This is a genomic window from uncultured Pluralibacter sp. (genome assembly GCF_913775985.1).
Lineage (GTDB): Bacteria > Pseudomonadota > Gammaproteobacteria > Enterobacterales > Enterobacteriaceae > Pluralibacter.
Map to the genome: position 1 here is coordinate 37,587 of NZ_CAJYMB010000124.1, position 22,936 is coordinate 60,522.

Consider the following 22,936-nt stretch of genomic DNA (forward strand, 5'->3'; position numbering starts at 1 on the left):
AAAAGGGAAATTAGCGCAGCAGGGGATCGAGTCCACCACGCGCGTCAAGAGCATACAAGTCGTCGCAGCCGCCAATGTGCTGCCCATCAATAAAAATCTGCGGCACCGTGGTGCGGCCACTACGTTCAATCATCACTTCACGCTTCGCGGCGTCGCCGTCAATCGGCAGCTCCTGGAAGGTCACGCCTTTGTCGTTCAGCAGCGCTTTCGCGCGGTGGCAGAACGGGCACGTTGCTTTGGTATAGATTTCAATATTGGCCATACAACACCTCAGTTATTTTCCGCGAACCAGCGGCAGGTTTTCACCGCTCCAGCCCGCAACACCGTCTTTCAGAACATACACGCGCTCGAAGCCCGCTTTATTCAACGCGGTCGCGGGTTCCTGCGCCTGCATACCGGAACCATCAACAACAATAATGGGCTTATCTTTATGCTTTTCAAGCTCGCCCAGGTTATTGGCTTTAATTTCGGCCGGCATCAGGTTAATGGCGCTGGCAATATGGCCCTTGCGGAAATCGTCACGCTGGCGCAGATCGACGACAACAGCATCTTCTTTATTGATAAGGCGCGTTGCTTCACCGCGGCTGATCGTTTTGACGCTGGAGGTCAGTCCTTTGATGAAGGTGAAGATAACGGCTGCCAGCAGGCCAATCCACGCGATGCTCAGAACAGGGTGGCGACCAACAAATTGCATAATTTCTTGCATGGGGGGTACAGACTCCCGACTGTGTGATAAAAAAAACCAGCAGGGAGTATACCTGTGCGTGGTGGCAAATACAGCAAACCGCGCATCCCCGAAACTAATTTCTGCGCGCTTGCCCGAGAAAATCACCTTTAAAATCGATCTCCGAAACCCCCACCCGACCCGATCTTTGATCTTCTACGGCAGTTTTATCGATTCAGCTGGAGTAAAATTGCGCAAAATTTTATTTTCAGCACAGAGGTTGTCGCAATGTCGGTTACTAAAAAACCTATGGTACTGGTGATTCTGGATGGCTACGGCTATCGCGAAGATCAGCAGGATAATGCAATTTACAGCGCTAAAACCCCGGTTATGGACGCGCTGTGGGCAACCCGCCCGCACACGCTGATTGATGCATCCGGCCTTGAAGTGGGCCTGCCGGATCGCCAGATGGGCAACTCCGAAGTCGGCCACGTTAACCTCGGCGCCGGCCGCATTGTTTATCAGGACCTGACTCGCCTGGACGTTGAAATTAAAGAGCGCACCTTCTTTAAAAACAGCGTGCTGACCGGCGCGGTGGACAGTGCGGTTGCCGCCGGCAAAGCGGTTCACATTATGGGCCTGCTCTCCGCGGGCGGCGTACACAGCCACGAAGAACACATTCTGGCGATGGTCGAACTGGCGGCCGAGCGCGGTGCTGAAAAAATCTACCTGCACGCCTTCCTCGACGGCCGCGACACGCCGCCGCGCAGCGCCAAAGGCTCGCTGGAGAAATTTGAAGCGAAGTTTGCCGAACTGGGTAAAGGCCGCGTCGCCTCCCTGATTGGCCGCTACTACGCCATGGACCGCGATAACCGCTGGGACCGCGTCGAGCAGGCCTACGATCTGATGACCCTGGCGAAAGGCGAGTTCCAGTTTGATACCGCCGTAGCCGGCCTGGAAGCAGCATACGCCCGCGATGAAAACGACGAGTTCGTGAAAGCCACGGTTATTCGCGCCGAAGGTCAGGCCGATGCGGCGATGGAAGACGGCGACGCGCTGATTTTCATGAACTTCCGCGCCGATCGCGCTCGCGAAATCACCCGTGCCTTCGTTAACAGCGACTTCGACGGCTTTGCCCGTAAGAAAGTGGTTAAGCTCAACTACATCATGCTGACCGAATACGCCGCCGATATTAAAGTGCCGTGCGCTTATCCGCCGGCATCCCTTGCAAACACCTTCGGCGAGTGGATGGCGAAGCACGATAAAACCCAGCTGCGCATCTCCGAAACTGAGAAATATGCCCACGTCACCTTCTTCTTTAACGGCGGCATTGAAGCGCCGTTCGCCGGCGAAGAGCGTATTCTTATCAACTCGCCGAAAGTCGCTACCTACGATCTGCAGCCGGAAATGAGCTCCGCCGAGCTGACCGAAAAGCTGGTTGGCGCCATTAAAGGCGGCCAGTTCGACGCCATCATCTGCAACTACCCTAACGGCGATATGGTCGGCCATACCGGCGTGATGGAAGCCGCGGTGAAAGCGGTAGAAACGCTGGATAGCTGCATGAATGAAGTGAGCAAAGCGGTAGAGTCCGTCGGCGGCCAGCTGCTGATCACCGCCGACCACGGCAACGCCGAGCAGATGCGCGATCCGGCTACCGGCCAGGCGCACACCGCGCACACTAATCTGCCGGTGCCGCTGATTTACGTGGGTGACAAAGCAGTGAAAGCGGTAAACGGCGGCAAGCTGTCCGATATCGCACCAACTATGCTGTCGCTGATGGGGATGGCGATCCCGGAAGAGATGACTGGTAAGCCGCTGTTCATCGTGGAATAATCCCTCCCCATGAGGGGAACGGCGATAAATTCCAGAACATGGATTGCGACTGTAGTCCGATCCGTATGCTACGCCAGCGCGCTCAGCGCTGGCGTATTGCTGTGCGCGTCGTATGCCCACGCCGACGATCGAGATCAGCTAAAGTCTATTCAGGCGGACATCGCCGCCAAGGAGCGCGCGGTGCGCCAGCAGCAGCAGCAGCGTGCTGCCCTGCTGGCCCAGCTTAAAGCGCAGGAGGAGGCGATTGCCGCTGCCGCCCGCACGCTGCGCGCAACGCAGGACTCCCTGACCCAGATAAACCGGCAGGTGGATGCCATGAACGCCTCCATCGCCAAACTCGAAAAGCAGAAGGCCGTGCAGGAGAAAAACCTCTCCGCGCAGCTCGATGCCGCCTTCCGCCAAGGTGAGCACACGGGAATTCAGATGATTCTTAGCGGTGAAGAGGGCCAGCGCGCCCAGCGCCTGCAGGCCTACTTTGGCTATCTGAATCAGGCCCGCCAGGAAACCATCGCCCAGCTCAAACAGACCCGGGAAGAAGTCGCCGCCCAGCGCGCCGAGCTGGAAGAGAAGCAGAGCCAGCAGCAAACCCTGCTGTACGAGCAGAAAGCCCAGCAGGCGAAGCTTGAGCAGGCGCGCAACGAGCGTAAGAAAACCCTTTCCGGCCTTGAATCCTCGATTCAGGCAGGCCAGCAGCAGCTCGGCGAAATGCGCGCTAACGAATCCCGCCTGCGCAATAGCATCGCCAGAGCGGAAGCTGCCGCCAGAGCCCGCGCCGAAAAAGAGGCCCGCGAAGCGCAGGTCGTTCGCAACAAGCAGCAGGACGCCTCCCGCAAAGGCTCCACCTATAAACCGTCCGAAAGCGAGCGCTCGCTGATAGCCCGCACCGGCGGACTGGGCGCGCCGCGCGGTCAGGCTTTCTGGCCGGTTCGCGGCCCGATCCTGCACCGCTACGGCGAACAGCTGCAGGGTGAGCTACGCTGGAAGGGCATGGTTATCGGCGCCTCCGAAGGTACCGACGTGCGGGCAATTGCCGATGGCCGGGTGATCCTCGCCGACTGGCTGCAGGGCTACGGCCTGGTGGTGGTGGTCGAGCACGGAAAAGGCGACATGAGCCTGTACGGCTATAATCAGAGCGCGCTGGTCAGCGTCGGAACCCAGGTTCGCGCCGGACAGCCGATTGCCCTCGTGGGCAGCAGTGGCGGACAGGGCAGACCGTCACTCTACTTCGAAATTCGCCGCCAGGGTCAGGCGGTCAATCCACAGCCGTGGTTGGGAAGATAAGTTTTGCTTCAATTTCGCGCTATTGTTTTATCCGCTGTCGCTGCCCTGGCGATTGCGGCACCGGCGCAGGCCGGCAAGCTCGCCATCGTCATTGACGATTTTGGCTACCGCCCGCATCAGGAAAATCAGGTTCTGGCCCTGCCAAATACCGTTTCCGTAGCGGTGTTGCCCAACGCGCCGCACGCGCGGGAGATGGCGACCAAAGCCCACAGCGGCGGCCACGAAGTGCTCATTCACCTGCCGATGGCCCCGATCAGCAAGCAGCCGCTGGAGAAAGACACCCTGCGCCCGGACATGAGCAGCGCGGAGGTAGAGCGCATTATTCGCGACGCGGTGAGCAAGGTGCCTTACGCGGTAGGTCTGAACAACCACATGGGCAGCGCCATGACCTCCAGCCTGTTCGGCATGCAGAAGGTGATGCAGGCGCTCAGCCACTACAATCTCTACTTCCTCGACAGCGTCACCATCGGCAACACCCAGGCGATGCGCGCCGCCGCCGGCACCGGCGTGAAGGTGATCAAGCGTAAGGTGTTCCTCGACGATACGCAGAATGAGGCAGATATCCGCGTCCAGTTCAACCGCGCCGTGCAGCTGGCGCGCCGTAACGGCTCCGCCATTGCCATTGGCCATCCGCACCCCACCACGGTAAGAGTGCTCCAGCAGATGGTGTACAATCTGCCGCCGGATATTACGCTGGTGCGCCCGAGCAGCCTGCTTAACGAGCCCCAGGTGGATACTTCCACGCCGAACGGCGCTGGCCCGGCTACCGCTCAACCGCAGAAACCGCGCAATCCGTTCAGCGGCGTGAAGCTATGCCGGGCGAAGAAAGGTGTCGAGCCGGTGTACGCCAGCCGCTACTTTGAGATTCTGGGCGACAGCATCCGCCACAGTACGCTGGTGCAGTACATGACGCTGCAGTGGCAGGGCTGGGGAAACAAGTAAAAGAAAGGGGCCGATGGCCCCTTTCTCATTTTAATTCCAGTTCAGAATTACTTTGCCGGACTGGCCCGAGCGCATCGCGTCGAAGCCCTTCTGGAAGTCGTCAATGCCGAAGCGGTGGGTAATGATCGGGTTGAGATCGAGGCCGGACTGGATCAGTGCCGCCATCTTGTACCAGGTTTCGAACATCTCGCGGCCGTAAATACCCTTGATGAACAGTCCCTTAAAGATAACCTTGGTCCAGTCGATAGACATTTCTGACGGAGGAATGCCGAGCATCGCGATGCGGCCGCCGTGATTCATGGTATCGAGCATGGTGCGAAATGCCGCCGGCGCGCCGGACATCTCCAGCCCCACGTCGAACCCTTCAGTCATGCCCAGTTCGGCCATCACGTCGGTCAGGCTTTCGTTGGCAACGTTCACCGCGCGGGTGACGCCCATTTTACGCGCCAGATCCAGGCGATACTCGTTCACATCGGTGATCACCACGTTGCGCGCACCGACGTGCTTTGCCACCGCCGCCGCCATCACGCCGATCGGCCCCGCGCCAGAGACCAGCACATCTTCCCCAACCAGGTCGAACGAAAGCGCAGTGTGCACCGCGTTGCCGAACGGGTCGAAGATGGAGGCCAGATCGTCGGAGATATTGTCCGGGATTTTGAAGGCGTTAAACGCCGGCAGCACTAAATACTCCGCGAAGCTGCCCGGGCGGTTTACGCCGACGCCCATCGTGTTGCGGCACAGGTGAGTGCGGCCGGCGCGGCAGTTGCGGCAGTGGCCGCAGGTGATATGCCCTTCGCCGGAAACACGATCGCCAATGTTAAATCCCTTTACTTCCTGACCGATGCCGACCACTTCGCCCACGTATTCATGGCCGACGACCATCGGAACCGGAATGGTTTTTTGCGACCACTCGTCCCAGTTGTAGATGTGCACGTCGGTACCGCAGATGGCGGATTTGCGAATTTTAATCAGCAGATCGTTGTGGCCGAGTTCTGGCTCCGGCACGTCGGTCATCCAGATCCCTTCTTCAGCTTTCAGCTTGGCTAATGCTTTCATCTCACATCCTCAGGCAATCACGCCCAGTTGCTTACCAATACGAATAAACGCGGCGACCGCGTGCTCGATTTGCTCAGGGGTGTGCGCCGCGGACATCTGGGTGCGGATGCGCGCCTGCCCTTTCGGCACCACCGGATAGAAGAAGCCCGTCACGTAAATGCCCTCTTTTTGCAGTTCGCGGGCAAAGGCCTGAGCGACCGTGGCTTCGCCAAGCATCACCGGGATAATCGCGTGATCGGCACCGGCCAGCGTAAAGCCCGCAGCGCTCATTTTTTCGCGGAACAGGCGGGCGTTGGCCCACAGGCGGTCGCGCAGCTCGCTACCGCTTTCCACCATTTCCAGCACTTTAATGGAGGCGGCAACAATCGCCGGCGCCAGCGAGTTGGAGAACAGATACGGGCGCGAGCGCTGGCGTAGCCACTCCACTACCTCTTTGCGGGCAGCGGTATAGCCGCCGGACGCGCCGCCGAGGGCCTTGCCCAGTGTGCCGGTAATAATATCGACGCGGCCCATCACCTCACAGTATTCGTGGGAGCCGCGGCCGTTTTCGCCCACAAAGCCCACCGCGTGGGAGTCGTCGACCATCACCAGCGCGTCATATTTGTCTGCCAGATCGCACACGCCTTTCAGATTGGCGATCACGCCGTCCATCGAGAACACGCCGTCGGTGGCAATCAGCACGTGGCGGGCGCCGGCTTCGCGGGCCTCTTGCAGGCGCGCTTCCAGCTCCTGCATGTCGTTATTGGCATAGCGGAAACGCTTCGCCTTGCACAGGCGCACGCCGTCAATAATCGAGGCGTGGTTCAGGGCGTCGGAGATAATGGCGTCTTCCGGGCCGAGCAGCGTCTCAAACAGGCCGCCGTTGGCGTCAAAACAGGAGGAGTAGAGAATGGCATCTTCCATACCGAGGAAGTCGGCGAGCTTTTTTTCCAGCTGCTTGTGGCTGTCCTGAGTGCCGCAGATAAAGCGCACGGAGGCCATGCCGAAACCGTGGCTGTCCATACCTTCTTTAGCAGCGGCAATCAGATCGGGGTGGTTGGCCAGGCCGAGATAGTTATTGGCGCAGAAGTTAATGACCCGGCTGCCGTCGCCGACGGTAATATCCGCCTGCTGCGCGGAGGTAATAATCCGCTCTTCTTTAAAGAGTCCTTCTTCCCGGGCGGTATCAAGATCGCGGTTCAACTGCTGATAAAAATCACCACGCATTGCAATTCTCCAGATTCAGCAAAATTTAGTCGATATTACCCAATGCCGCACGGGGATACGAGATGACGCAGCACAGGATTCCTGTTTTGCAGCATAAATCACGCGTACCCCTGCCGCCAGTCGGTGAATGGCTGAAGCCTCCGCCGTGTGATGATATGATATTAGACATTCGCGTCCGGGAGAGTCCCGGCCATCTACAGTTCAAGGGCTATCGTTATGATCATCGTTACCGGCGGCGCAGGCTTTATCGGCAGCAACATTGTTAAGGCGTTAAATGACAAGGGCATCACCGACATTCTGGTGGTCGACAACCTGAAGGACGGCACCAAGTTCGTCAACCTGGTGGATCTGAACATCGCCGACTACATGGATAAAGAAGATTTCCTGATCCAGATTATGGCCGGGGAAGACTTCGGTGATATCGACGCGGTATTCCACGAAGGCGCCTGCTCTTCCACCACCGAGTGGGACGGCAAGTACATGATGGATAACAACTATCAGTATTCGAAGGAGCTGCTGCACTACTGCCTGGAGCGCGAAATTCCGTTCCTGTACGCCTCTTCTGCAGCGACCTACGGCGGACGCACTTCCGACTTTATCGAGTCCCGCGAGTACGAGCAGCCGCTGAACGTCTACGGCTACTCCAAGTTCCTGTTCGACGAATACGTGCGCCAGATCCTGCCGGAAGCGAACTCCCAGGTTGTCGGCTTCCGCTACTTTAACGTCTACGGACCGCGCGAAGGCCACAAGGGCAGCATGGCCAGCGTCGCTTTCCATCTCAACACCCAGCTTAACAACGGCGAAAGCCCGAAACTGTTCGAAGGAAGCGATGGCTTCAAGCGCGACTTCGTGTACGTGGGTGACGTGGCAGCGGTTAATCTGTGGTTCATGGAAAACGGCGTTTCCGGCATTTTTAACCTCGGCACCGGCCGCGCAGAGTCGTTCCAGGCGGTTGCCGACGCGACGCTGGCATTCCACAGCAAGGGCAGCATCGAATATATCCCGTTCCCGGACAAGCTGAAGGGCCGCTACCAGGCGTTTACGCAGGCCGACCTCACCAACCTGCGCGCCGCCGGCTATAAAGACGAATTCAAAACCGTTGCCGAAGGCGTAACCGAATATATGGCGTGGCTGAACCGCAGCGCCAATCCGCATTCATAATTTCGTTCAGGCAGTATCAAAACGGGCATCGGATACAGCGGCGGGAGCGTCTTACAGGCGCGCCCGCTGCATCATCGGTGGCCAATGCAGAGACGCGCGTAGGATTAAGTGAATGAAAATACTGGTGATAGGCCCGTCCTGGGTGGGCGATATGATGATGTCGCAGAGTCTCTACCGCTCGCTGAAGGCGCGCTTTCCCCAGGCCATCATCGACGTGATGGCGCCCGCATGGTGCCGCCCGCTGCTGTCGCGAATGCCGGAGGTGAACGAAGCTATCCCGATGCCGCTGGGCCACGGCGCGCTGGAGATTGGCGAGCGCCGCAGGCTCGGACGCAGCCTGCGGGATCGCCGCTATGACCGTGCCTATGTATTGCCTAACTCGTTTAAGTCGGCGCTGGTTCCCTTCTTCGCCGGTATTCCGCTGCGCACCGGCTGGCGCGGCGAGATGCGCTACGGTCTGCTGAACGATGCCCGGGTGCTGGACAAAGCGGCCTGGCCGCTGATGGTTGAGCGCTACGTTGCGCTGGCGTTTGATAAAGGCGCGATGGACAGCGCGAAAGATCTTCCCCAGCCGCTGCTCTGGCCGCAGCTGCAGGTGAGCGAGTCGGAAAAAATGCAGGTTACCGGCGCGTTCAACCTCTCATCCGAGCGCCAGATAATCGGCTTCTGCCCGGGCGCCGAGTTTGGCCCTGCGAAACGCTGGCCGCATTACCACTATGCGGAGCTGGCAAAGCAGCTGATCGATGAAGGCTATCAGGTGGTACTGTTCGGCTCGGCAAAAGACCACGATGCCGGTAACGAAATCCTGGCGGCTCTGACCGTCGAACAGCAGGCGTGGTGCCGCAATCTGGCAGGGGAAACTCAGCTTGAGCAAGCGGTGGTGCTGCTGTCGGCCTGTAAAGCCGTGGTCACTAACGACTCCGGCCTGATGCACGTTGCCGCCGCGCTCAATCGCCCGCTGGTAGCGCTGTACGGCCCGAGCAGCCCCGACTTCACCCCGCCGCTGTCGAAAAAAGCCAAAGTCATTCGCCTGATCGACGGCTATCACCGCGTGCGTAAGGGCGATGGCGATGAAGGCTATCACCAGAGCCTGATCGACATTACGCCCGCACGGGTGCTGGAGACGCTCAATCAGCTGCTGCTGGATGAGGAAGCCTGACGGATGCGGGTACTGATTGTTAAAACCTCATCAATGGGCGACGTGCTGCACACGCTGCCTGCCCTGACCGACGCCGTACAAGCGATTCCGGACATTCGTTTTGACTGGGTGGTGGAAGAAGGCTTCGCGCAAATCCCCGGCTGGCACGCAGCGGTAGATCGGGTGATCCCGGTAGCAATCCGCCGCTGGCGCAAGGCGTGGTTCTCTGCGCCGGTGAAAGCGGAACGGCTGGCCTTTCGTCAGGCGGTGCAGGAACATAAATACGACGCGGTTATCGACGCGCAGGGGCTGGTAAAAAGCGCCGCGCTGGTGACCCGGCTGGCGCGGGGCGTCAAACACGGCATGGACTGGCAAACCGCCCGCGAGCCGCTGGCGAGCCTGTTCTACAACCGCCGCCACCACATCGCTAAACAGCAGCACGCCGTTGAGCGCACCCGGGAACTGTTCGCCAAAAGCCTCGGCTATAGCAAGCCGGAAACCCGCGGCGATTACGCCATCGCGCAGCATTTCCTGAATAACCTGAATGCTGAAGCGGAACAGTACGCCATCTTTCTGCATGCCACCACCCGCGACGACAAGCACTGGCCAGAAGCACGCTGGCGGGATCTGATCGCGCTGCTGGGCGCGTCGGGTATTCGCATCAGGCTGCCCTGGGGCGCACCGCATGAAGAGGCGAGAGCCAAAAGGCTGGCGGAAGGGTTTGACTACGTTGAAGTGCTGCCGAAGATGAGTCTGGAGGGCGTTGCAAGGGAGCTTGCCGGTGCGAAATTTGTGGTTTCGGTGGATACCGGGCTGAGCCATTTGACCGCCGCGCTGGACCGCCCTAACGTCACGCTGTACGGGCCGACGGATCCGGGGCTGATTGGGGGATATGGGAAGAATCAGGTGGTGTGTCGGGCGCCGGATGGGGATCTCAGCGCCCTGACGGCTGATGCCGTTTTCGATAAGCTGGCGACGCTGTAGCATTTCTGTCGCTATCGGCGCAGCGCCGATAGCGATGCCTGTTACTCCTTAATCTGTATCGGCTGCTTTATCTTTGAACCCGCTTTTAAAAAAACAAACAGCAACACGAAAGCGATAAATACGGATGTCGGCACAGATTTAGAAAAGAAGATGACGTCGCTTAATCCCTCTGCCAGCACCGCCAGCAGCATAACCAATATACACGGCTGCCTGGCTTTTTTTACCGCGTAGTAAATCAGCGAGAGGTAAACCAGTAGAATTGATAAAACACCCGGCAGGCCGCGTGTCGACAGGGTTTCGATAAAATCGTTATGCAAGTGAGAGTCAATAAATTCAAGCGCGCCGCTTAATCTTGGTTCTGCGGCTTCTACTTTTCTAATCTTCTCATTACGCTGCTCAATAGACTGCCCCCACGCATCATAGGTTTTTAGACCGAGCTCGTACATAGCCAGCCGGGCGCCGATTGAAGTTACGCTATCATTATTTTCATAATGCGTTAAATCGCTATTAATCTCCTGAGCCCTGTTCATGAGGGTATCTTTAAACAAGAATGCGCCAGCCACAGCCGCAATCAGGAAAAAAAGGTAAAGGCGATAATCAATCTTCTTGCTCAAAATACCTTCAACGGTAATAAGCAAGAAAATAGAGACCAGATAAACCAAAATGACGGATCGCGTCCCTGTCGCGAAGAGAGTCAGGAAACCCAGCACGACAGTCAAAGCAAACAGTAGCGTTTTATATTTTATATCACTTTTTAGCGTAGCAATTGCAGAGAGCAATGCAGAGCTCATTATCACATATCCCGCCGTTGTCGCGTGGGATGTTGATAAAATAATGCGATCGATGTGCAGGTGATAGTGCTGCCACATAGCAAATATAAAATAAATGACAGGTGCTACTAGCGCACCGCAAAGTATCCATTTCCGGGGTTGTATCATAAATGCAGTATTATCATCAGATAACAGTGCAATAAAGATAAAGGCACTGAGTATAGCAAGCTTACCGGCCTCCATCGGCCCGCGATAGGCATTAGCAAAAACGGTGCCGGGTTCTTTATATAGCGTATACCAGGCCAGATTCATGATACCAAACAGGCATAATGCACAAAAAATCAAGAATGCCGGACTTTTCAGAAAGTCTTTTTTAGGCATCATTACAATATATAATAATGAAAGCGCGCCTGCCGCATGCAACATTTTAGTTGCAATACCATCCTTAAAGGACAGGAAAATCAAAGAAGCTACACTCAATATCAAAATCAGCGTCTTATTATATGAACTGATTTGATTTCTTGTTAAATGCATACATTGCCCTTTACAATACAATAAATTACCCATCCTAAAAAGTTCGAGTTACTCGAAGTAGGACGGATATAAGACCAATTTTCGTCGTTTTCCCAGCTATCGTGTAGGATAAACCTACCGATTAAGGCTTTCTATTAATTAAGCGAACAACTTTCCATACAAGAATGTTATCGCTCTTAAGAATTTTAATTTTCTTCCTTGATTTAGTATCCAGAGTTTTAATATTTGCAGGTTCACTGAATTCATTTCTGTTTTCAGCAACCAGTTGCTTCAGCAGACTAAAATCACCGTAAAGCAGCGTCTTCCACATATATCTGACTTTATGATGAAACATCTTCTCAGACAACATTTGTAAAACCTTATGACGCTCTTCTCCCTGATAAATCTCCTCCATTGCCTGGTAAATTAGACCGTGAGCATAAGATTCATGCTGATAATGATTGAGCGTTCTTTTTGAGTTCATAAGCGAGTCCTCCCGGAACATGTGCGTATACATGTAAGAGGGAACAGAGCTTACGTGGCAGAGGGTCAAAAGTTTATAAATAAAAAGAAGATCTTCACCTAACCGCAATCTCTCGTCAAAATATAAACCAATTTCTTCGACGTATTCACGCTTAAGAAATATGCCGCCGACGTGAAATTTGACCTTTTTATTCAAAAAATCGAGCAGGATAAGGCCTTCTGCGAAGTTAGAGTCAATACTTTTATAAGTACCAGTATCTCTTCCCTGATAGCGATGTAATCCACAGTAGATTGCATTTGCCCCCGTCTCCAGGTGTCTGGCATACATCTTATCTAAAAATGCAGGATCGTACTGATCGTCATCATCCAAAAAAGAGATAAATTCGCCTTTTGCAGCTTTTATGCCGGCATTCCGGGCTGAAGAAACACCGCCGTTGACCTTATTGATAACGACCAGTTTTTGATTAGAGGCAGCTTCCTGCTCCAGTATTTCTAATGTGTTATCTTTAGAACCGTCGTTGACAACTACGATTTCAAAATTACAGTAGCTTTGCTGCTCTAATTTTTTAAGCGTGTTTTTTATATAACTCGATGAATTATAGGTAGGAATGATGACAGATACTAATGGATAATTTTTCATCATATTAACACACTGGTGCGTAATCCGATGTAGAAAAGTGATGACTGGCTAATGAACAGTAAGACATTGCCGCCTGCCTATTTAGAGTGAACATATCATTTTTTACCCTTCAACTTCTTAATAAATTTCCGAAGCCGGGTCTTATATATTACAGAATAATAACCAAAATCTTTAATCTCGTTAGGAATCGCAAGATGCCGCTCCATTGCAAGACGATCCCGGGCCTTTCTGTCGGCAGTGCTGCTTTTACCAGAAAGATCGATAATGCGCACGCCGTCTTTACTTACAATAAAATTGCCGCGGTGGGGATCGCCAGATAGCATGTTTAGCGCGTGCAGCTTTTCCATTGAGGATTTAATCTCGGCTCTGACATTATCCGGGATCTCATCCATATCGTTAAGCTCAACACCTTCAACGTACTCAATCAGCATAATAAAAACGCTGGCATAATTGAATATTTTTCGTTCGGCCAGAAAATAGAAATCGTTGGGAAACGTCAGACCGGCGTTGCGTACCCGATCGGTTTCAACGATCAGGTTTTTATAGTAATCCCCCTTCACGAACGACTTAAAAAAACGTTCGTTACGCTTTGTCTTCGGCGCGAACACCTTGAACACGTAGCGGCCATAGCGGGTATCAATCAGAGACACTTTAGTGTCATCAATGTTACGCAATACTTTTACGGTTTTAACATTATAGCTCAGGATATCATCAAATATCTCTTTGTAGCGTGCATCATTATCTTTGTAATAAAATGCAAAACCGCGGTATTTGGTTGATGTAATCATAATATTTTCTTAATTTTATATCTTATTAATGCCATGATGCCAGAAAGATAATGTCCCTGAGTGAACTGGTGCTTATAGGCTTTTTGCATCTCAACACGTGATTTCGCGGCCTGCAGCGGGCTGTCCCGCCACGGAGACGCCTGCCAGGCGTTATTGAATACGTCGCGGGAGCGATAGTCCGCCCAGGCATGCCACGGTTTGGTGATACCGGTATAGTGGACCAAAACCGTATCATCAGTAATGACAGAAAGGTATTTTTGATGGGTTTTATCTTTCAGCTCGGACTTCAGAGTAAAAACCGTATTAAACCTGCGCGGAAAATAGATCAGCTTCCGGCTTAACAGCACATTTAAAACATCCTGATCGGGATACTTTATCACCGCGCCATAATCAGAGGATAGCAGCATTTCAAGCGCGCTGTGGGTTAATTTCTGTGCGTGCCATTCTTTAAGATTTACGCACATAACCCCGGAATTAAAATAGTGTTCTCTGTCAGCTAAAAGGCTACCCAGTCGTTCAATACTGCGTGCTTTTGTGCCCGGCAGATCGTCAACCACCACCGCAATACTCTCGCCGAAATCCACTTCGGCAAAAGCGCTAAGGTTACCGGCGCATATAACGTCCGCATCCAGATACAGGACGCGATCGGTTTGGCTATCAAGGTATTCGTAAGCCAGCAGCCGGTAGTACATCGCATGTGACCAGGCTTTTGTGCTCGGTAAGGTGGTAAAAAAAGCAGCATCAACATCATATATGACGATGAGCGTAGAATATTTACGCGCGATCTCGTCGAGATTGCTCAAGTATTCATCGCTACATGCTTCGGTGAAGATATGAAAAACAAAGCGCCGGTCAGCATTATTAATCAACACTGAAACAATCGAGATCCCCACGCCAAGCTGATAATTAGCATCGGTTCCGTAGGTAATATGAAAGAGATTATCCTGCTGCTGCAGCGTCCGATCGCCTAATACCGTGGTCTTTTTTATCGAATCCCGGAGAGAGTAATTAAGCATTATTGAGTCAACTTAGCTTTAAAATAGAGACAGTAATATTTAATACCGGCAAGCCGTTGCCGCTGCTTAAAGCTGTGTTTAGCCGCGTAGCGAAACTGCATGCTCGTGCGGGGCGATTGAAACGCCACATCCCGCCACGAGGACGCGCTTTTAGCACGCGTGTAGGGCCCGGAAATGTCGTAGCCGCAGGCGTAGGCGTGCCACGGCTTGGTCGGACCAATATAGTGCAGCAGCACCGCTTCGCGCTCGTTGGGGCGCGGATGCCTGTTTTGCAGCTCATAGTTCAGGCTATACTGGACATTATACTTACGATCGATAAACAGAACGCTGCCGCAGGTAATCAGGTTCAGGACATCCTGATCGAAATAGCTCAGTCGACTGACAACATCCGGATCGCGCAGCAGCGCCACGGCGCGCGGCGTCACGTCCTGCTGATACCATCGCTGCGTATCAATCAGCAAAACGCCGCTGTTGTAATAGCCCTTCGCCAGCGCTTTTTCGCCGAGGCTTTCTGCTCTGTTTGCCCACCAGCGCTCGTCGCGTTCGGTGACGGCGGCAACAGTATTGCCCTCAAGTCCGATATCAAAAAGCGGCTGCAGCGGACCGGTGCAGACAATATCGGAGTCGATATACAGCACCTTCTCTTTCTTCTGATAAAAGTAGTCGGCGATGATAAAACGGTAATAGATGGCCGTAGACCAGAGCTTATTTTCCGGCAGCGACGTTAGCAGGTCGCTGTTGATGATATGGATAACCACGCTAACCCGCTCGTTTTCGGCAAAAGCTTCAAAGCGGGCGCGATGGATATCATCGATGCCGTTGGTGAAAATATGGAAAGCGATATCTGACTGCGGATTTTCCGCCGCTACGGAAAAGGCGGACACGGCCGCGCCGGGCATAAAACTCGCGTCGGTACCGTAGCAGACCGTCATCTCGCCCTGAGGCGCACTGTCGCGCCGGTGAATAAAAGAGAGAGTTTCCAGCACAATATTGTCATCGAAATAACGCATAGGTTTATCTTCCTAAAGGGCCTTGCGAACAGTTCGCTCTCTGATCTTCTCGGCTTTCTGCCCCGCTTCCACCAGCAGGCGCTGCTCGCTCGCGATTATTTCTTTCAGCGGCTTATTAAAATAGACCCGCATAAAGCGATAAATATCCCGCCGGGTAAGCCCAATGTTCATTGACGAGAAATAGAGGCCGATCAGGTCTTTGTCGCGCCAGCGGCGGGGCACTCTGGTGCGGATCTGCGCCCGGTGCAGGTCGATAACCGAAATCTTCAAATCGTCCTCGCGCCCGCTGAACGGAAGGTGCAGCAGAAAGTGGCAGATGTAGCAGTCGCGGTGGTTGATCCCGCCGGCGTGCATGTCGCGCACCATCGTCGCCACGCGATGAATAATCATCCGCTTCACCCGCACGTCCGGCGGATTCGTTGCCCAGTCCGCGCAGTAGTCTTCCAGGCTGACGGTGGGCGTTAAGTCTTCGGTAATAATGAACGAGGTGCGGGTCAGCGGATTGAGCCCCTTTTCACCAAACCCCACGCCGCACATTGTATCGACACCCAGCTTGTGGAGCCGGTGAATGGCATGCCACTCCCGGTCGGCGCCCAGCACCGGCGCGCGCAGCGACAGCAGATTTTTAACGATCTCTTTGAGCGTCGTTCCTTTGTGCCATTTGAGAAAATAGCTTTTCCCCGCGGCCTCAAAGCGCAGCGTGCGGCGGGTCTCAAGCTCGCGGAAGACCTCACCGTCCAGCTTTTTAACCTCTTCAAATGCGTCTTTACCGCGCCACAGCGTGGTAAAGGGCTCTTTCAGCTCAACCATCAAGACCACCCGTTATAATGTCCGCCGCCTTTTCCGGCAGACTGTATAGATCCTGCGTGTCGGCGTAGTGCCGCGCATTTTCAGCCCAGGCGGTGCACAGCGCGGGCTGAGCAAGCGCTTTACGCAATATTTCGTTCAACGCTTCCTGGCGAAATGGCTCGGCCAGAACGTCGCCGCAGTTTGCATCCGCCACATAGTGCGCGTAGCCGCAAACTGCCGTAGTCAGTACAGGTAAGCCCGCGGCAATCGCCTCCAGCAGCACGATGCCTGCCGCTTCCTGATACGCCGGATGCAGCAGCAGATCCGCCGCGGCCATCAGCTCGGCGACATCGTCGCGCCCGGCAAAAAAGCGGACGTTGCCCTTCACGCCGAGCTTCTCTGCCAGGGCGGCAAACTTCTTCGGCTTATCCTGACCGACCACGTACAGCAGCGTATTGTGCCGCACGCTCTCCGGCAGCGCCGCCAGCGCCCGCACCGAGCGATCGACACCTTTGCGGGTAAAGTCAGAACCCACCTGCAGCAGCAGGTGCTGCTGGGCGCCGATACCGTTTTTTTGCCGGTATACCGCCCGCGCGTCGGGGATCTGCTGGCTGTATTTTCTGTCCGGATAGATACCCGGCGGCAGAATGCGGAAGCGCTCGGCTTCTGTCTGATAGTGCCGCTGGAAATCAGCGATCTGCTTATCGGTAAGCATCAGCAGCTGGGTGGTATTCCCTTGCTCAAAGGTGGCCCGCTCGAAGGCCGCATAGTGCCGGTAGCGGGAGGTAAGGCGATAGAAGAACCCTTTTTCGCGGGCGACCTTCTCGGCGTAGCAAACATCAGCAGCGTAGTAGACATCGAGTCCCGGCATCTTGTTAAAGCCGACAATCCGGTCTACCGGATGCGCCTGCAGGTGGGACTCGACCCAGGCGTGATACTGCGCATTGCGCCCGTGATTGGTGCGGGAAGTGACCGGCACCTCGATCACTTCGAAGCTGCCGGGACGCTCGCCTTCCCAGGACTGGGTATAGACGTGGACATGGTGCCCGCGCGCGGCCACGGTCTGCGCGATGCGCATAAAGTCGCGCTGCAGGCCGCCGAACGGAAAATATTTGTATAAGCAAAATGCGACAATCATGCGGACGCTCCCGGATACGCCGCCAGCAGTTTATCCACCGCGGCAATCACGTCCTGTGCCGGAATAGCAGAAAGGTACATCTCGCTGCGGTCCCGCTGCTCGCGGTCCGGCATCGGCCGGTAATCGCCGGCCCAGAACTGAATCATTTTATTTGACCACGGCCGCCAGAATTTATGATCCGTGGCGCCGAACAGGCTTATCAGCGGCGTATCAACCGCCGCCGCAATGTGGGCCGGCGCGGAGTCTACGCCGATAAACAGGCAGGCGCCATCGATAAGCGCGCCCAGCTCCGGGAAGGTCAGCTTGCCGGCGAGCGCCGTCACCGGCGTCTGGCTGCAGCCGTCGGCAATCGCGTTGACGCAGGCTAAATCGTCGGCGCCTGGCCCTGAGGTCAGCACCACTTCCAGGCCGCGTGCGTGAAGCGCATCGATCACCTGAGAGAACTTTTCGTTGTTCCAGCATTTGAATATCTGCCGCGCCGTCGGCTGGATCACCACGTAGCGCGGCCCCACTCCGGCACGGGCCAGCTCGTCGCGCACGCGCTCCCGGGCAGCGGGCGGATAGCTCATGGTGGTTCGGGCAATTGTCTCTTTTAGCCTCAGCGGCGCCAGCACCGAGAGATTGCTCTCGACGACGTTGCCGCCCTGCAGCGGAGCCAGTCGGGTAAAGCTGTTTTTCCAGAAGGCGGACTGCCGGTGCGTGTAGTCCTGGGAAATGCTCAACGGCGCATTGATGAGCCTGACCAGCATCGCCACCATCCACTGATCGGCCAGATTCACAATCAGATCGTAATGGTTAGCCCGCAGCGTCTTTACGAGATGCAGAAAGTTAGTGATTTTTTCGCCAGTTTTGGCTTTTTTGTTCTTAATGCCGTAAAGCGTATGAATTTCAGGGTTTTCAGACAAAATAGGCATCGTGTCTTCGTAGAGAAGCACGTCGATGCGGGCATCGGGATAATTTTGTTTCAGCGTGCTAATCACGGGGGTTGTCAGCAGCATATCCCCGTGGAAACGCATTTTTATGAGCAAAATTTTTCGAAAAGGCTTATCCACAAGCGACTCTTTTGTTGAGATTGTCCGTCAGAAAGTAAGCAGAAAAAGCACGCTACCGCCCCAGGCTCAACAGCTACCCGTCCGCGAATACCGCACTTGCTTTAACGCGCTAGTGTAGCACTTCTTTATGTGCAATCCGACCTGAATGAAATTCAGGCAAATTTTTATTTTTTACCTTTAAAAACATTAAGATATTAATATTTGATACTGAGAGCGTTACCGCACTTTTGCACTTATGGATTTAGCAACGTGCTAAATATCAACGAAACGAATAAAAATACAAAAAAACGGTGAGTCTGTGGGTACAGCGGGCTGGTTAAGCGCTATTTCAGTCAAATCAGGGAAAAGTAATGGCAAAGGACAGGCTAAATACATAGAATCCCCAGCACATTCATAAGTCAGCTACCTACTATGCTCGAATTGCTTTACACCGCCCTCCTCTACCTTATTCAGCCACTCATCTGGATACGGCTCTGGGTACGCGGACGTAAGGCTCCGGCCTACAGAAAACGCTGGGGTGAACGCTACGGATTTTTTAGCCACCCGCTCAAGCCCGGCGGCATTATGCTGCACTCTGTTTCGGTGGGTGAAACCCTGGCGGCGATCCCGCTGGTGCGCGCCCTGCGCCACCGCTATCCGTATCTGCCGATCACCGTAACCACCATGACGCCAACCGGCTCCGAACGCGTGCAGTCGGCCTTTGGCGGCGACGTTCAGCACGTTTACTTGCCTTACGATCTGCCCGACGCGCTTGACCGCTTCCTCGATAAAGTCGATCCCAAGCTGGTGCTGGTGATGGAAACCGAGCTGTGGCCGAACCTGATCCGCATTCTGAACAAGCGCCACATTCCGCTGGTTATCGCTAACGCCCGCCTGTCCGCCCGTTCGGCAAAAGGCTACGGCAAGCTGGGCAAGTTTATCCGCACGCTGCTGCAGCGCATCACGCTGATTGCCGCTCAGAATGAAGAGGACGGCGAGCGCTTTATTACGCTCGGCGCCAAGCGCAGTCAGGTTCAGGTTACCGGCAGCCTCAAATTTGATATTTCAGTGACGCCGCAGCTGGCTGCCAAAGCCATTACGCTGCGCCGTCAGTGGGCGCCGCGCCGCCCGGTGTGGATTGCGACCAGCACCCACGACGGCGAAGAGAGCATTATCCTGGACGCGCATCAGGCTCTGCTTAAGCAATATCCTGACCTCTTACTGATTCTGGTGCCTCGCCATCCTGAACGCTTTCCTGACGCTATCGATCTGGTCCGCAAGGCCGGGCTCAGCTTTACCACCCGCTCGTCGGGCGAAGTGCCCTCCTCCGGCACGCAGGTGGTTGTTGGCGATACCATGGGCGAGCTGATGCTGCTTTACGGTATTGCCGATCTGGCATTCGTCGGCGGCTCGCTGGTAGAGCGCGGTGGCCACAACCCGCTGGAGCCCGCCGCCCACGCCATCCCGGTGTTGATGGGCCCGCACACCTTTAATTTTAAAGATATCTGCGCCCGGCTGTCCGACGCGAGCGGGCTTATTACCGTCACCGACGCGGCCTCGCTGGTCAAAGAGATTAGCGCATTGCTCAACGACGCGGACTATCGTAGCTTCTACGGACGCCACGCGGTCGAGGTTCTGTATCAGAACCAGGGCGCGCTGCAGCGTCTGCTACAGTTACTGGAACCGTATCTTCCCCCCAAATCACACTGAGGTCTGATATGCACAAACGGGCTATCTATCCCGGCACATTCGATCCAATGACCAACGGCCATCTCGATATCGTCACTCGCGCTGGCTGCATGTTCGATGAAGTGCTGCTGGCTATTGCCGCCAGCCCCAGTAAAAAACCGATGTTCAGCCTCGACGAGCGCGTGGCGCTTGCGCAGCAGGCAACGTCGCATCTGGATAACGTGCAGGTGGTTGGCTTTAGCGATCTGATGGCGAACTTTGCCCGCGAGCAGCAGGCCAACATTCTGATCCGCGGCCTGCGCGCGGTAGCGGATTTTGAATATGAGATGCAGCTGGCGCAGATGAACCGCCACCTGCTGCCCGAGCTGGAAAGCGTATTTCTGATGCCCTCGAAGGAGTGGTCGTTTATCTCGTCCTCGCTGGTAAAAGAGGTCGCCCGCCACGGCGGCGACGTAACGCATTTTCTGCCGCCGGTTATCCATCAGGCACTGCTGCAGAAGCTCTCCTGAGCGCTTACTTCTGACACTGACGGCAGTAGAAGGTCGCCCGCTGCGCGTGCTTAGTCGCAATAATTGGCGTACCGCACACCCGGCAGGGCTCGCCCTTGCGGCCATAAACCTGCAGCTCCTGCGCGAAATAGCCCGGCTTGCCATCGCTCTGCAGGAAATCCTTCAGCGTGGTACCGCCCTGTTCAATGGAGCGCAGCAGCACCGCCTTAATGGTGCTCACCAGCAGCGCCGACTCCTCCGGCGATAGGGACGATGCCAGCCTGTCAGGGTGGATCCCGGCGGCAAAGAGCGATTCGCTGGCGTAAATATTCCCCACGCCCACCACCAGCTTGTTATCCATCAGCCACGGCTTGATCGGGCTTTTTTTCTTTGCGCACTTCTCGCGGAAATAATCGGTATTGAATGCATCGCTAAGCGGCTCCGGCCCGAGGTGCGCCAGCACATTGTGCCCTTCCAGCTCTTTCGTCCACAGCCAGGCGCCGAAGCGGCGGGGATCGGTGTAGCGCAGCACCTTGCCGTTGCTCATCACCAGGTCGACGTGGTCGTGCTTCGCCGGGGGCAAATCCTCAGGCAGGATGCGCAGGCTGCCGGACATACCGAGGTGAATAATGATCCAGCCATCGGGCAGTTCCAGCAGCAGGTATTTGGCGCGGCGCTGCACGCTGAGCACCGGTTTGTCGCTCAGGCTGTGGATCTCGGCCGAGACCGGCCAGCGCAGGCGCCCGTTGCGCACAACTGCGTGCAGGATAGTCTCGCCGACCAGATGCGGCTCGATGCCGCGGCGGCTGGTTTCAACTTCAGGTAATTCAGGCATAGCGACTCCGGCAGTGGCAGGTGTAGGCCCGGCATATCGTAGGCGGCAGGAATTTCAGACGCGCACAGGCGCCGCGTCAGAGACCTTGCTCCACCGCTCGAATGATGTCGGATAGGATTATTATGGGGACGGCCTGAAAACAAAAAACCCCGCCGAAGCGAGGTTTTTTGTTTAAGAAACCGAAAATTATTTAATTTTCGCTTCTTTGTACAGAACGTGCTGACGGACAACTGGATCGAACTTTTTCAGTTCCAGTTTTTCCGGCTTAGTACGCTTGTTCTTCGTGGTGGTATAGAAGTGACCAGTACCAGCAGAAGAAACCAGCTTGATTTTCTCACGAATACCTTTAGCCATGATTTATTTCCTCTTAAGTACTTAGTACTTTTCGCCACGGGCACGCATGTCGGTCAGGACCGCATCAATGCCTTTCTTATCAATAACACGCATACCTTTAGCAGATACGCGCAGGGTGACAAAACGCTTCTCGCTCTCAACCCAGAAACGGTGAGAGTGCAGGTTCGGCAGGAAACGGCGTTTAGTCGCGTTCAGTGCGTGGGAACGGTTGTTACCGGTCACCGGACGCTTGCCAGTTACTTGGCAGACTCGGGACATGTCTATTCTCCAAAAATCAAATTAGCTCGAGCTTCGTATAGGGTATTGGCGCCTCGTCAGGCTGCTACAGCCCGGTTTGACGGTTCTTAGTGAACTCGTACAGCCAGGCCCAATTGCCAAACCCGAGATTCTCAAAGGTGGCGTAGTATACGCTGCCTGAGCGGTGTGCTCAAGTCCCGAACAGACAAAGATCCCGATGGATCGCTAAATCCAGCCGCGTTCGGCGAAAGAAACGATTTCACCGCGGCCAATTACCAGGTGATCGAGAACCTTTATCTCCATGAAGTTGCAGCTTTTTACCACTTTTTCGGTGATAAATCTATCCGCTTTGCTCGGTTCAGCGCTGCCTGACGGATGATTGTGCGCGAGAATTAATGCCGCGGCATTAGCTTTGATCGCCTCGCGGACAATCTCGCGCGGGTGCACTTCAACGTGGCTGAGGGTGCCAGAAAACATACGGCTGTGCTTGATCACCCGATTCTGGTTATCCAGAAAGATAACCATAAAGATCTCCCGCTCCTCATCGCACAGGTGGCTTTGCAAAAATTCCCGCGTGGCGTCCGGCGTGTGCAGCGGATCCTGCTCCATTAACCGCACGCTAAAAAAGCGCCGGGCCAGCTCGGTAATCCCCTTCAACTGGGCATACTTGGCCATGCCAATGCCGTTCACGCCCCGCAGCTCGGCTTCGGATGCCTCAAGCAGCCCGTGTAGCGAGCCAAAGTGGCTGAGCAAATAATCGGCAAAGGTTAATAAGTCTTTGCCGCGGGTTCCGGTGCGTAAAAAAAGCGCCAGCAGCTCGGCATCTGTGAGCGCGCTAATACCGTTATGCTGCATCTTCTCCCGGGGCAATATCCGTTCTGTCTCCATAA

General features: G+C 55.1%; 24 protein-coding genes. 8 read left to right on the plus strand and 16 right to left on the minus strand.

What is annotated here, in order from left to right; translation table 11 throughout:
- Window positions 1–10 precede the first annotated feature (10 nt).
- Complete coding sequence (gene grxC, locus QZ766_RS14660) at window positions 11–262, minus strand: glutaredoxin 3 (protein ID WP_297203150.1); 252 nt, start codon at window positions 260–262, stop codon at window positions 11–13.
- Window positions 263–274: 12 nt separating this feature from the next.
- A complete protein-coding gene (locus tag QZ766_RS14665) occupies window positions 275–706 on the minus strand; it encodes a rhodanese-like domain-containing protein (protein ID WP_297203152.1) in 432 nt (143 codons plus the stop codon).
- A gap of 246 nt (window positions 707–952) precedes the next feature.
- Here QZ766_RS14665 and gpmM point away from each other — a divergent pair, with 246 nt between their 5' ends.
- Genes gpmM through QZ766_RS14680 form a run of 3 tightly spaced genes read left to right on the plus strand, consistent with a single transcriptional unit; the run spans window position 953 to window position 4,720 of the window.
- A complete protein-coding gene (gpmM, locus tag QZ766_RS14670) occupies window positions 953–2,497 on the plus strand; it encodes a 2,3-bisphosphoglycerate-independent phosphoglycerate mutase (protein ID WP_297203154.1) in 1,545 nt (514 codons plus the stop codon).
- A 9-nt stretch (window positions 2,498–2,506) separates the two neighbouring features.
- The gene (gene envC, locus QZ766_RS14675; protein WP_297203156.1) at window positions 2,507–3,778 is read left to right on the plus strand and encodes a murein hydrolase activator EnvC; all 1,272 of its coding nucleotides are present in this window, start codon (window positions 2,507–2,509) and stop codon (window positions 3,776–3,778) included.
- 3 nt (window positions 3,779–3,781) lie between these two features.
- A complete protein-coding gene (locus QZ766_RS14680; protein ID WP_297203158.1) occupies window positions 3,782–4,720 on the plus strand; it encodes a divergent polysaccharide deacetylase family protein in 939 nt (312 codons plus the stop codon).
- A 30-nt stretch (window positions 4,721–4,750) separates the two neighbouring features.
- Here the strand turns inward: QZ766_RS14680 and tdh are convergent, their stop codons facing one another.
- Both tdh and kbl read right to left on the minus strand, forming a co-directional pair.
- Window positions 4,751–5,776, minus strand: coding sequence for an L-threonine 3-dehydrogenase (gene tdh, locus QZ766_RS14685; RefSeq protein ID WP_297203160.1), 1,026 nt, complete (start codon window positions 5,774–5,776; stop codon window positions 4,751–4,753).
- A gap of 9 nt (window positions 5,777–5,785) precedes the next feature.
- A complete protein-coding gene (kbl, locus tag QZ766_RS14690) occupies window positions 5,786–6,982 on the minus strand; it encodes a glycine C-acetyltransferase (RefSeq protein WP_297203162.1) in 1,197 nt (398 codons plus the stop codon).
- 216 nt (window positions 6,983–7,198) lie between these two features.
- On the opposite strand from kbl, the gene rfaD reads away from it, so the two are divergent.
- The 3 genes from rfaD (at window position 7,199) to rfaC (ending at window position 10,265) form a co-directional block, all read left to right on the plus strand.
- Window positions 7,199–8,143: an ADP-glyceromanno-heptose 6-epimerase gene (rfaD, locus tag QZ766_RS14695; RefSeq protein WP_297203163.1), complete on the plus strand. Its 945-nt coding sequence runs from the start codon at window positions 7,199–7,201 to the stop codon at window positions 8,141–8,143.
- A gap of 112 nt (window positions 8,144–8,255) precedes the next feature.
- The gene (gene rfaF, locus QZ766_RS14700; RefSeq protein WP_297203165.1) at window positions 8,256–9,302 is read left to right on the plus strand and encodes an ADP-heptose--LPS heptosyltransferase RfaF; all 1,047 of its coding nucleotides are present in this window, start codon (window positions 8,256–8,258) and stop codon (window positions 9,300–9,302) included.
- Window positions 9,303–9,305: 3 nt separating this feature from the next.
- Entirely contained in the window at window positions 9,306–10,265 is a 960-nt protein-coding gene (rfaC, locus tag QZ766_RS14705; RefSeq protein WP_297203167.1) for a lipopolysaccharide heptosyltransferase RfaC, read from the plus strand.
- Between the two features lie 41 nt (window positions 10,266–10,306).
- Here the strand turns inward: rfaC and QZ766_RS14710 are convergent, their stop codons facing one another.
- From QZ766_RS14710 to rfaQ, 8 genes are all read right to left on the minus strand, one after another.
- Window positions 10,307–11,569, minus strand: a complete 1,263-nt coding sequence (locus tag QZ766_RS14710; protein WP_297203169.1) for an O-antigen ligase family protein — start codon at window positions 11,567–11,569, stop codon at window positions 10,307–10,309.
- A gap of 121 nt (window positions 11,570–11,690) precedes the next feature.
- Window positions 11,691–12,674 carry a glycosyltransferase family 2 protein gene (locus QZ766_RS14715; RefSeq protein ID WP_297203171.1) on the minus strand — a complete coding sequence of 328 codons (984 nt, stop codon included), beginning with the start codon at window positions 12,672–12,674 and terminating at the stop codon, window positions 11,691–11,693.
- Window positions 12,675–12,766: 92 nt separating this feature from the next.
- Window positions 12,767–13,459: a lipopolysaccharide core heptose(II) kinase RfaY gene (gene rfaY / locus QZ766_RS14720; RefSeq protein ID WP_297203173.1), complete on the minus strand. Its 693-nt coding sequence runs from the start codon at window positions 13,457–13,459 to the stop codon at window positions 12,767–12,769.
- Entirely contained in the window at window positions 13,456–14,475 is a 1,020-nt protein-coding gene (locus QZ766_RS14725) for a glycosyltransferase (RefSeq protein ID WP_297203175.1), read from the minus strand. The genes rfaY and QZ766_RS14725 overlap by 4 nt, the downstream gene beginning before the upstream one ends.
- On the minus strand, window positions 14,475–15,485 hold the full coding sequence (locus QZ766_RS14730) for a glycosyltransferase (protein ID WP_297203176.1): 1,011 nt from the start codon (window positions 15,483–15,485) through the stop codon (window positions 14,475–14,477). Before QZ766_RS14730 ends, QZ766_RS14725 begins: the two co-directional genes overlap by 1 nt.
- 12 nt (window positions 15,486–15,497) lie before the next feature.
- On the minus strand, window positions 15,498–16,295 hold the full coding sequence (gene rfaP / locus QZ766_RS14735; protein ID WP_297203178.1) for a lipopolysaccharide core heptose(I) kinase RfaP: 798 nt from the start codon (window positions 16,293–16,295) through the stop codon (window positions 15,498–15,500).
- Window positions 16,288–17,412: a glycosyltransferase family 4 protein gene (locus tag QZ766_RS14740; RefSeq protein ID WP_297203180.1), complete on the minus strand. Its 1,125-nt coding sequence runs from the start codon at window positions 17,410–17,412 to the stop codon at window positions 16,288–16,290. Before QZ766_RS14740 ends, rfaP begins: the two co-directional genes overlap by 8 nt.
- A complete protein-coding gene (rfaQ, locus tag QZ766_RS14745; protein ID WP_297203182.1) occupies window positions 17,409–18,464 on the minus strand; it encodes a lipopolysaccharide core heptosyltransferase RfaQ in 1,056 nt (351 codons plus the stop codon). The genes QZ766_RS14740 and rfaQ overlap by 4 nt, the downstream gene beginning before the upstream one ends.
- 411 nt (window positions 18,465–18,875) lie before the next feature.
- Between rfaQ and waaA the strand changes: the two genes are divergently transcribed.
- Entirely contained in the window at window positions 18,876–20,153 is a 1,278-nt protein-coding gene (waaA, locus tag QZ766_RS14750) for a lipid IV(A) 3-deoxy-D-manno-octulosonic acid transferase (RefSeq protein ID WP_297203184.1), read from the plus strand.
- Between the two features lie 8 nt (window positions 20,154–20,161).
- The gene (gene coaD, locus QZ766_RS14755) at window positions 20,162–20,641 is read left to right on the plus strand and encodes a pantetheine-phosphate adenylyltransferase (protein WP_297203186.1); all 480 of its coding nucleotides are present in this window, start codon (window positions 20,162–20,164) and stop codon (window positions 20,639–20,641) included.
- Between the two features lie 4 nt (window positions 20,642–20,645).
- Here the strand turns inward: coaD and mutM are convergent, their stop codons facing one another.
- From mutM to radC, 4 genes are all read right to left on the minus strand, one after another.
- A complete protein-coding gene (mutM, locus tag QZ766_RS14760) occupies window positions 20,646–21,455 on the minus strand; it encodes a bifunctional DNA-formamidopyrimidine glycosylase/DNA-(apurinic or apyrimidinic site) lyase (RefSeq protein ID WP_297203188.1) in 810 nt (269 codons plus the stop codon).
- A 186-nt stretch (window positions 21,456–21,641) separates the two neighbouring features.
- Window positions 21,642–21,809, minus strand: a complete 168-nt coding sequence (rpmG, locus tag QZ766_RS14765; protein WP_003024094.1) for a 50S ribosomal protein L33 — start codon at window positions 21,807–21,809, stop codon at window positions 21,642–21,644.
- A 21-nt stretch (window positions 21,810–21,830) separates the two neighbouring features.
- Window positions 21,831–22,067, minus strand: coding sequence for a 50S ribosomal protein L28 (rpmB, locus tag QZ766_RS14770; RefSeq protein WP_043081265.1), 237 nt, complete (start codon window positions 22,065–22,067; stop codon window positions 21,831–21,833).
- A gap of 204 nt (window positions 22,068–22,271) precedes the next feature.
- On the minus strand, window positions 22,272–22,934 hold the full coding sequence (gene radC, locus QZ766_RS14775; RefSeq protein ID WP_297203192.1) for a DNA repair protein RadC: 663 nt from the start codon (window positions 22,932–22,934) through the stop codon (window positions 22,272–22,274).
- Between the last annotated feature and the right edge of the window lie 2 nt (window positions 22,935–22,936).

Bases quoted from the DNA above. Each gene is read 5' to 3' on its own strand.
- gpmM (WP_297203154.1), top strand. From the start codon at position 953: ATGTCGGTTACTAAAAAACCTATGGTACTGGTGATTCTGGATGGCTAC.
- tdh (WP_297203160.1), bottom strand. From the start codon at position 5,776: ATGAAAGCATTAGCCAAGCTGAAAGCTGAAGAAGGGATCTGGATGACC.
- rfaC (WP_297203167.1), top strand. From the start codon at position 9,306: ATGCGGGTACTGATTGTTAAAACCTCATCAATGGGCGACGTGCTGCAC.
- mutM (WP_297203188.1), bottom strand. From the start codon at position 21,455: ATGCCTGAATTACCTGAAGTTGAAACCAGCCGCCGCGGCATCGAGCCG.
- kbl (WP_297203162.1), bottom strand. From the start codon at position 6,982: ATGCGTGGTGATTTTTATCAGCAGTTGAACCGCGATCTTGATACCGCC.
- coaD (WP_297203186.1), top strand. From the start codon at position 20,162: ATGCACAAACGGGCTATCTATCCCGGCACATTCGATCCAATGACCAAC.
- QZ766_RS14710 (WP_297203169.1), bottom strand. From the start codon at position 11,569: ATGCATTTAACAAGAAATCAAATCAGTTCATATAATAAGACGCTGATT.
- rfaY (WP_297203173.1), bottom strand. From the start codon at position 13,459: ATGATTACATCAACCAAATACCGCGGTTTTGCATTTTATTACAAAGAT.
- QZ766_RS14665 (WP_297203152.1), bottom strand. From the start codon at position 706: ATGCAAGAAATTATGCAATTTGTTGGTCGCCACCCTGTTCTGAGCATC.
- rfaD (WP_297203163.1), top strand. From the start codon at position 7,199: ATGATCATCGTTACCGGCGGCGCAGGCTTTATCGGCAGCAACATTGTT.
- QZ766_RS14715 (WP_297203171.1), bottom strand. From the start codon at position 12,674: ATGATGAAAAATTATCCATTAGTATCTGTCATCATTCCTACCTATAAT.
- rpmG (WP_003024094.1), bottom strand. From the start codon at position 21,809: ATGGCTAAAGGTATTCGTGAGAAAATCAAGCTGGTTTCTTCTGCTGGT.
- QZ766_RS14740 (WP_297203180.1), bottom strand. From the start codon at position 17,412: ATGATTGTCGCATTTTGCTTATACAAATATTTTCCGTTCGGCGGCCTG.
- rfaF (WP_297203165.1), top strand. From the start codon at position 8,256: ATGAAAATACTGGTGATAGGCCCGTCCTGGGTGGGCGATATGATGATG.
- rfaP (WP_297203178.1), bottom strand. From the start codon at position 16,295: ATGGTTGAGCTGAAAGAGCCCTTTACCACGCTGTGGCGCGGTAAAGAC.
- QZ766_RS14730 (WP_297203176.1), bottom strand. From the start codon at position 15,485: ATGCGTTATTTCGATGACAATATTGTGCTGGAAACTCTCTCTTTTATT.
- QZ766_RS14725 (WP_297203175.1), bottom strand. From the start codon at position 14,475: ATGCTTAATTACTCTCTCCGGGATTCGATAAAAAAGACCACGGTATTA.
- waaA (WP_297203184.1), top strand. From the start codon at position 18,876: ATGCTCGAATTGCTTTACACCGCCCTCCTCTACCTTATTCAGCCACTC.
- rpmB (WP_043081265.1), bottom strand. From the start codon at position 22,067: ATGTCCCGAGTCTGCCAAGTAACTGGCAAGCGTCCGGTGACCGGTAAC.
- radC (WP_297203192.1), bottom strand. From the start codon at position 22,934: ATGGAGACAGAACGGATATTGCCCCGGGAGAAGATGCAGCATAACGGT.
- envC (WP_297203156.1), top strand. From the start codon at position 2,507: ATGAGGGGAACGGCGATAAATTCCAGAACATGGATTGCGACTGTAGTC.
- grxC (WP_297203150.1), bottom strand. From the start codon at position 262: ATGGCCAATATTGAAATCTATACCAAAGCAACGTGCCCGTTCTGCCAC.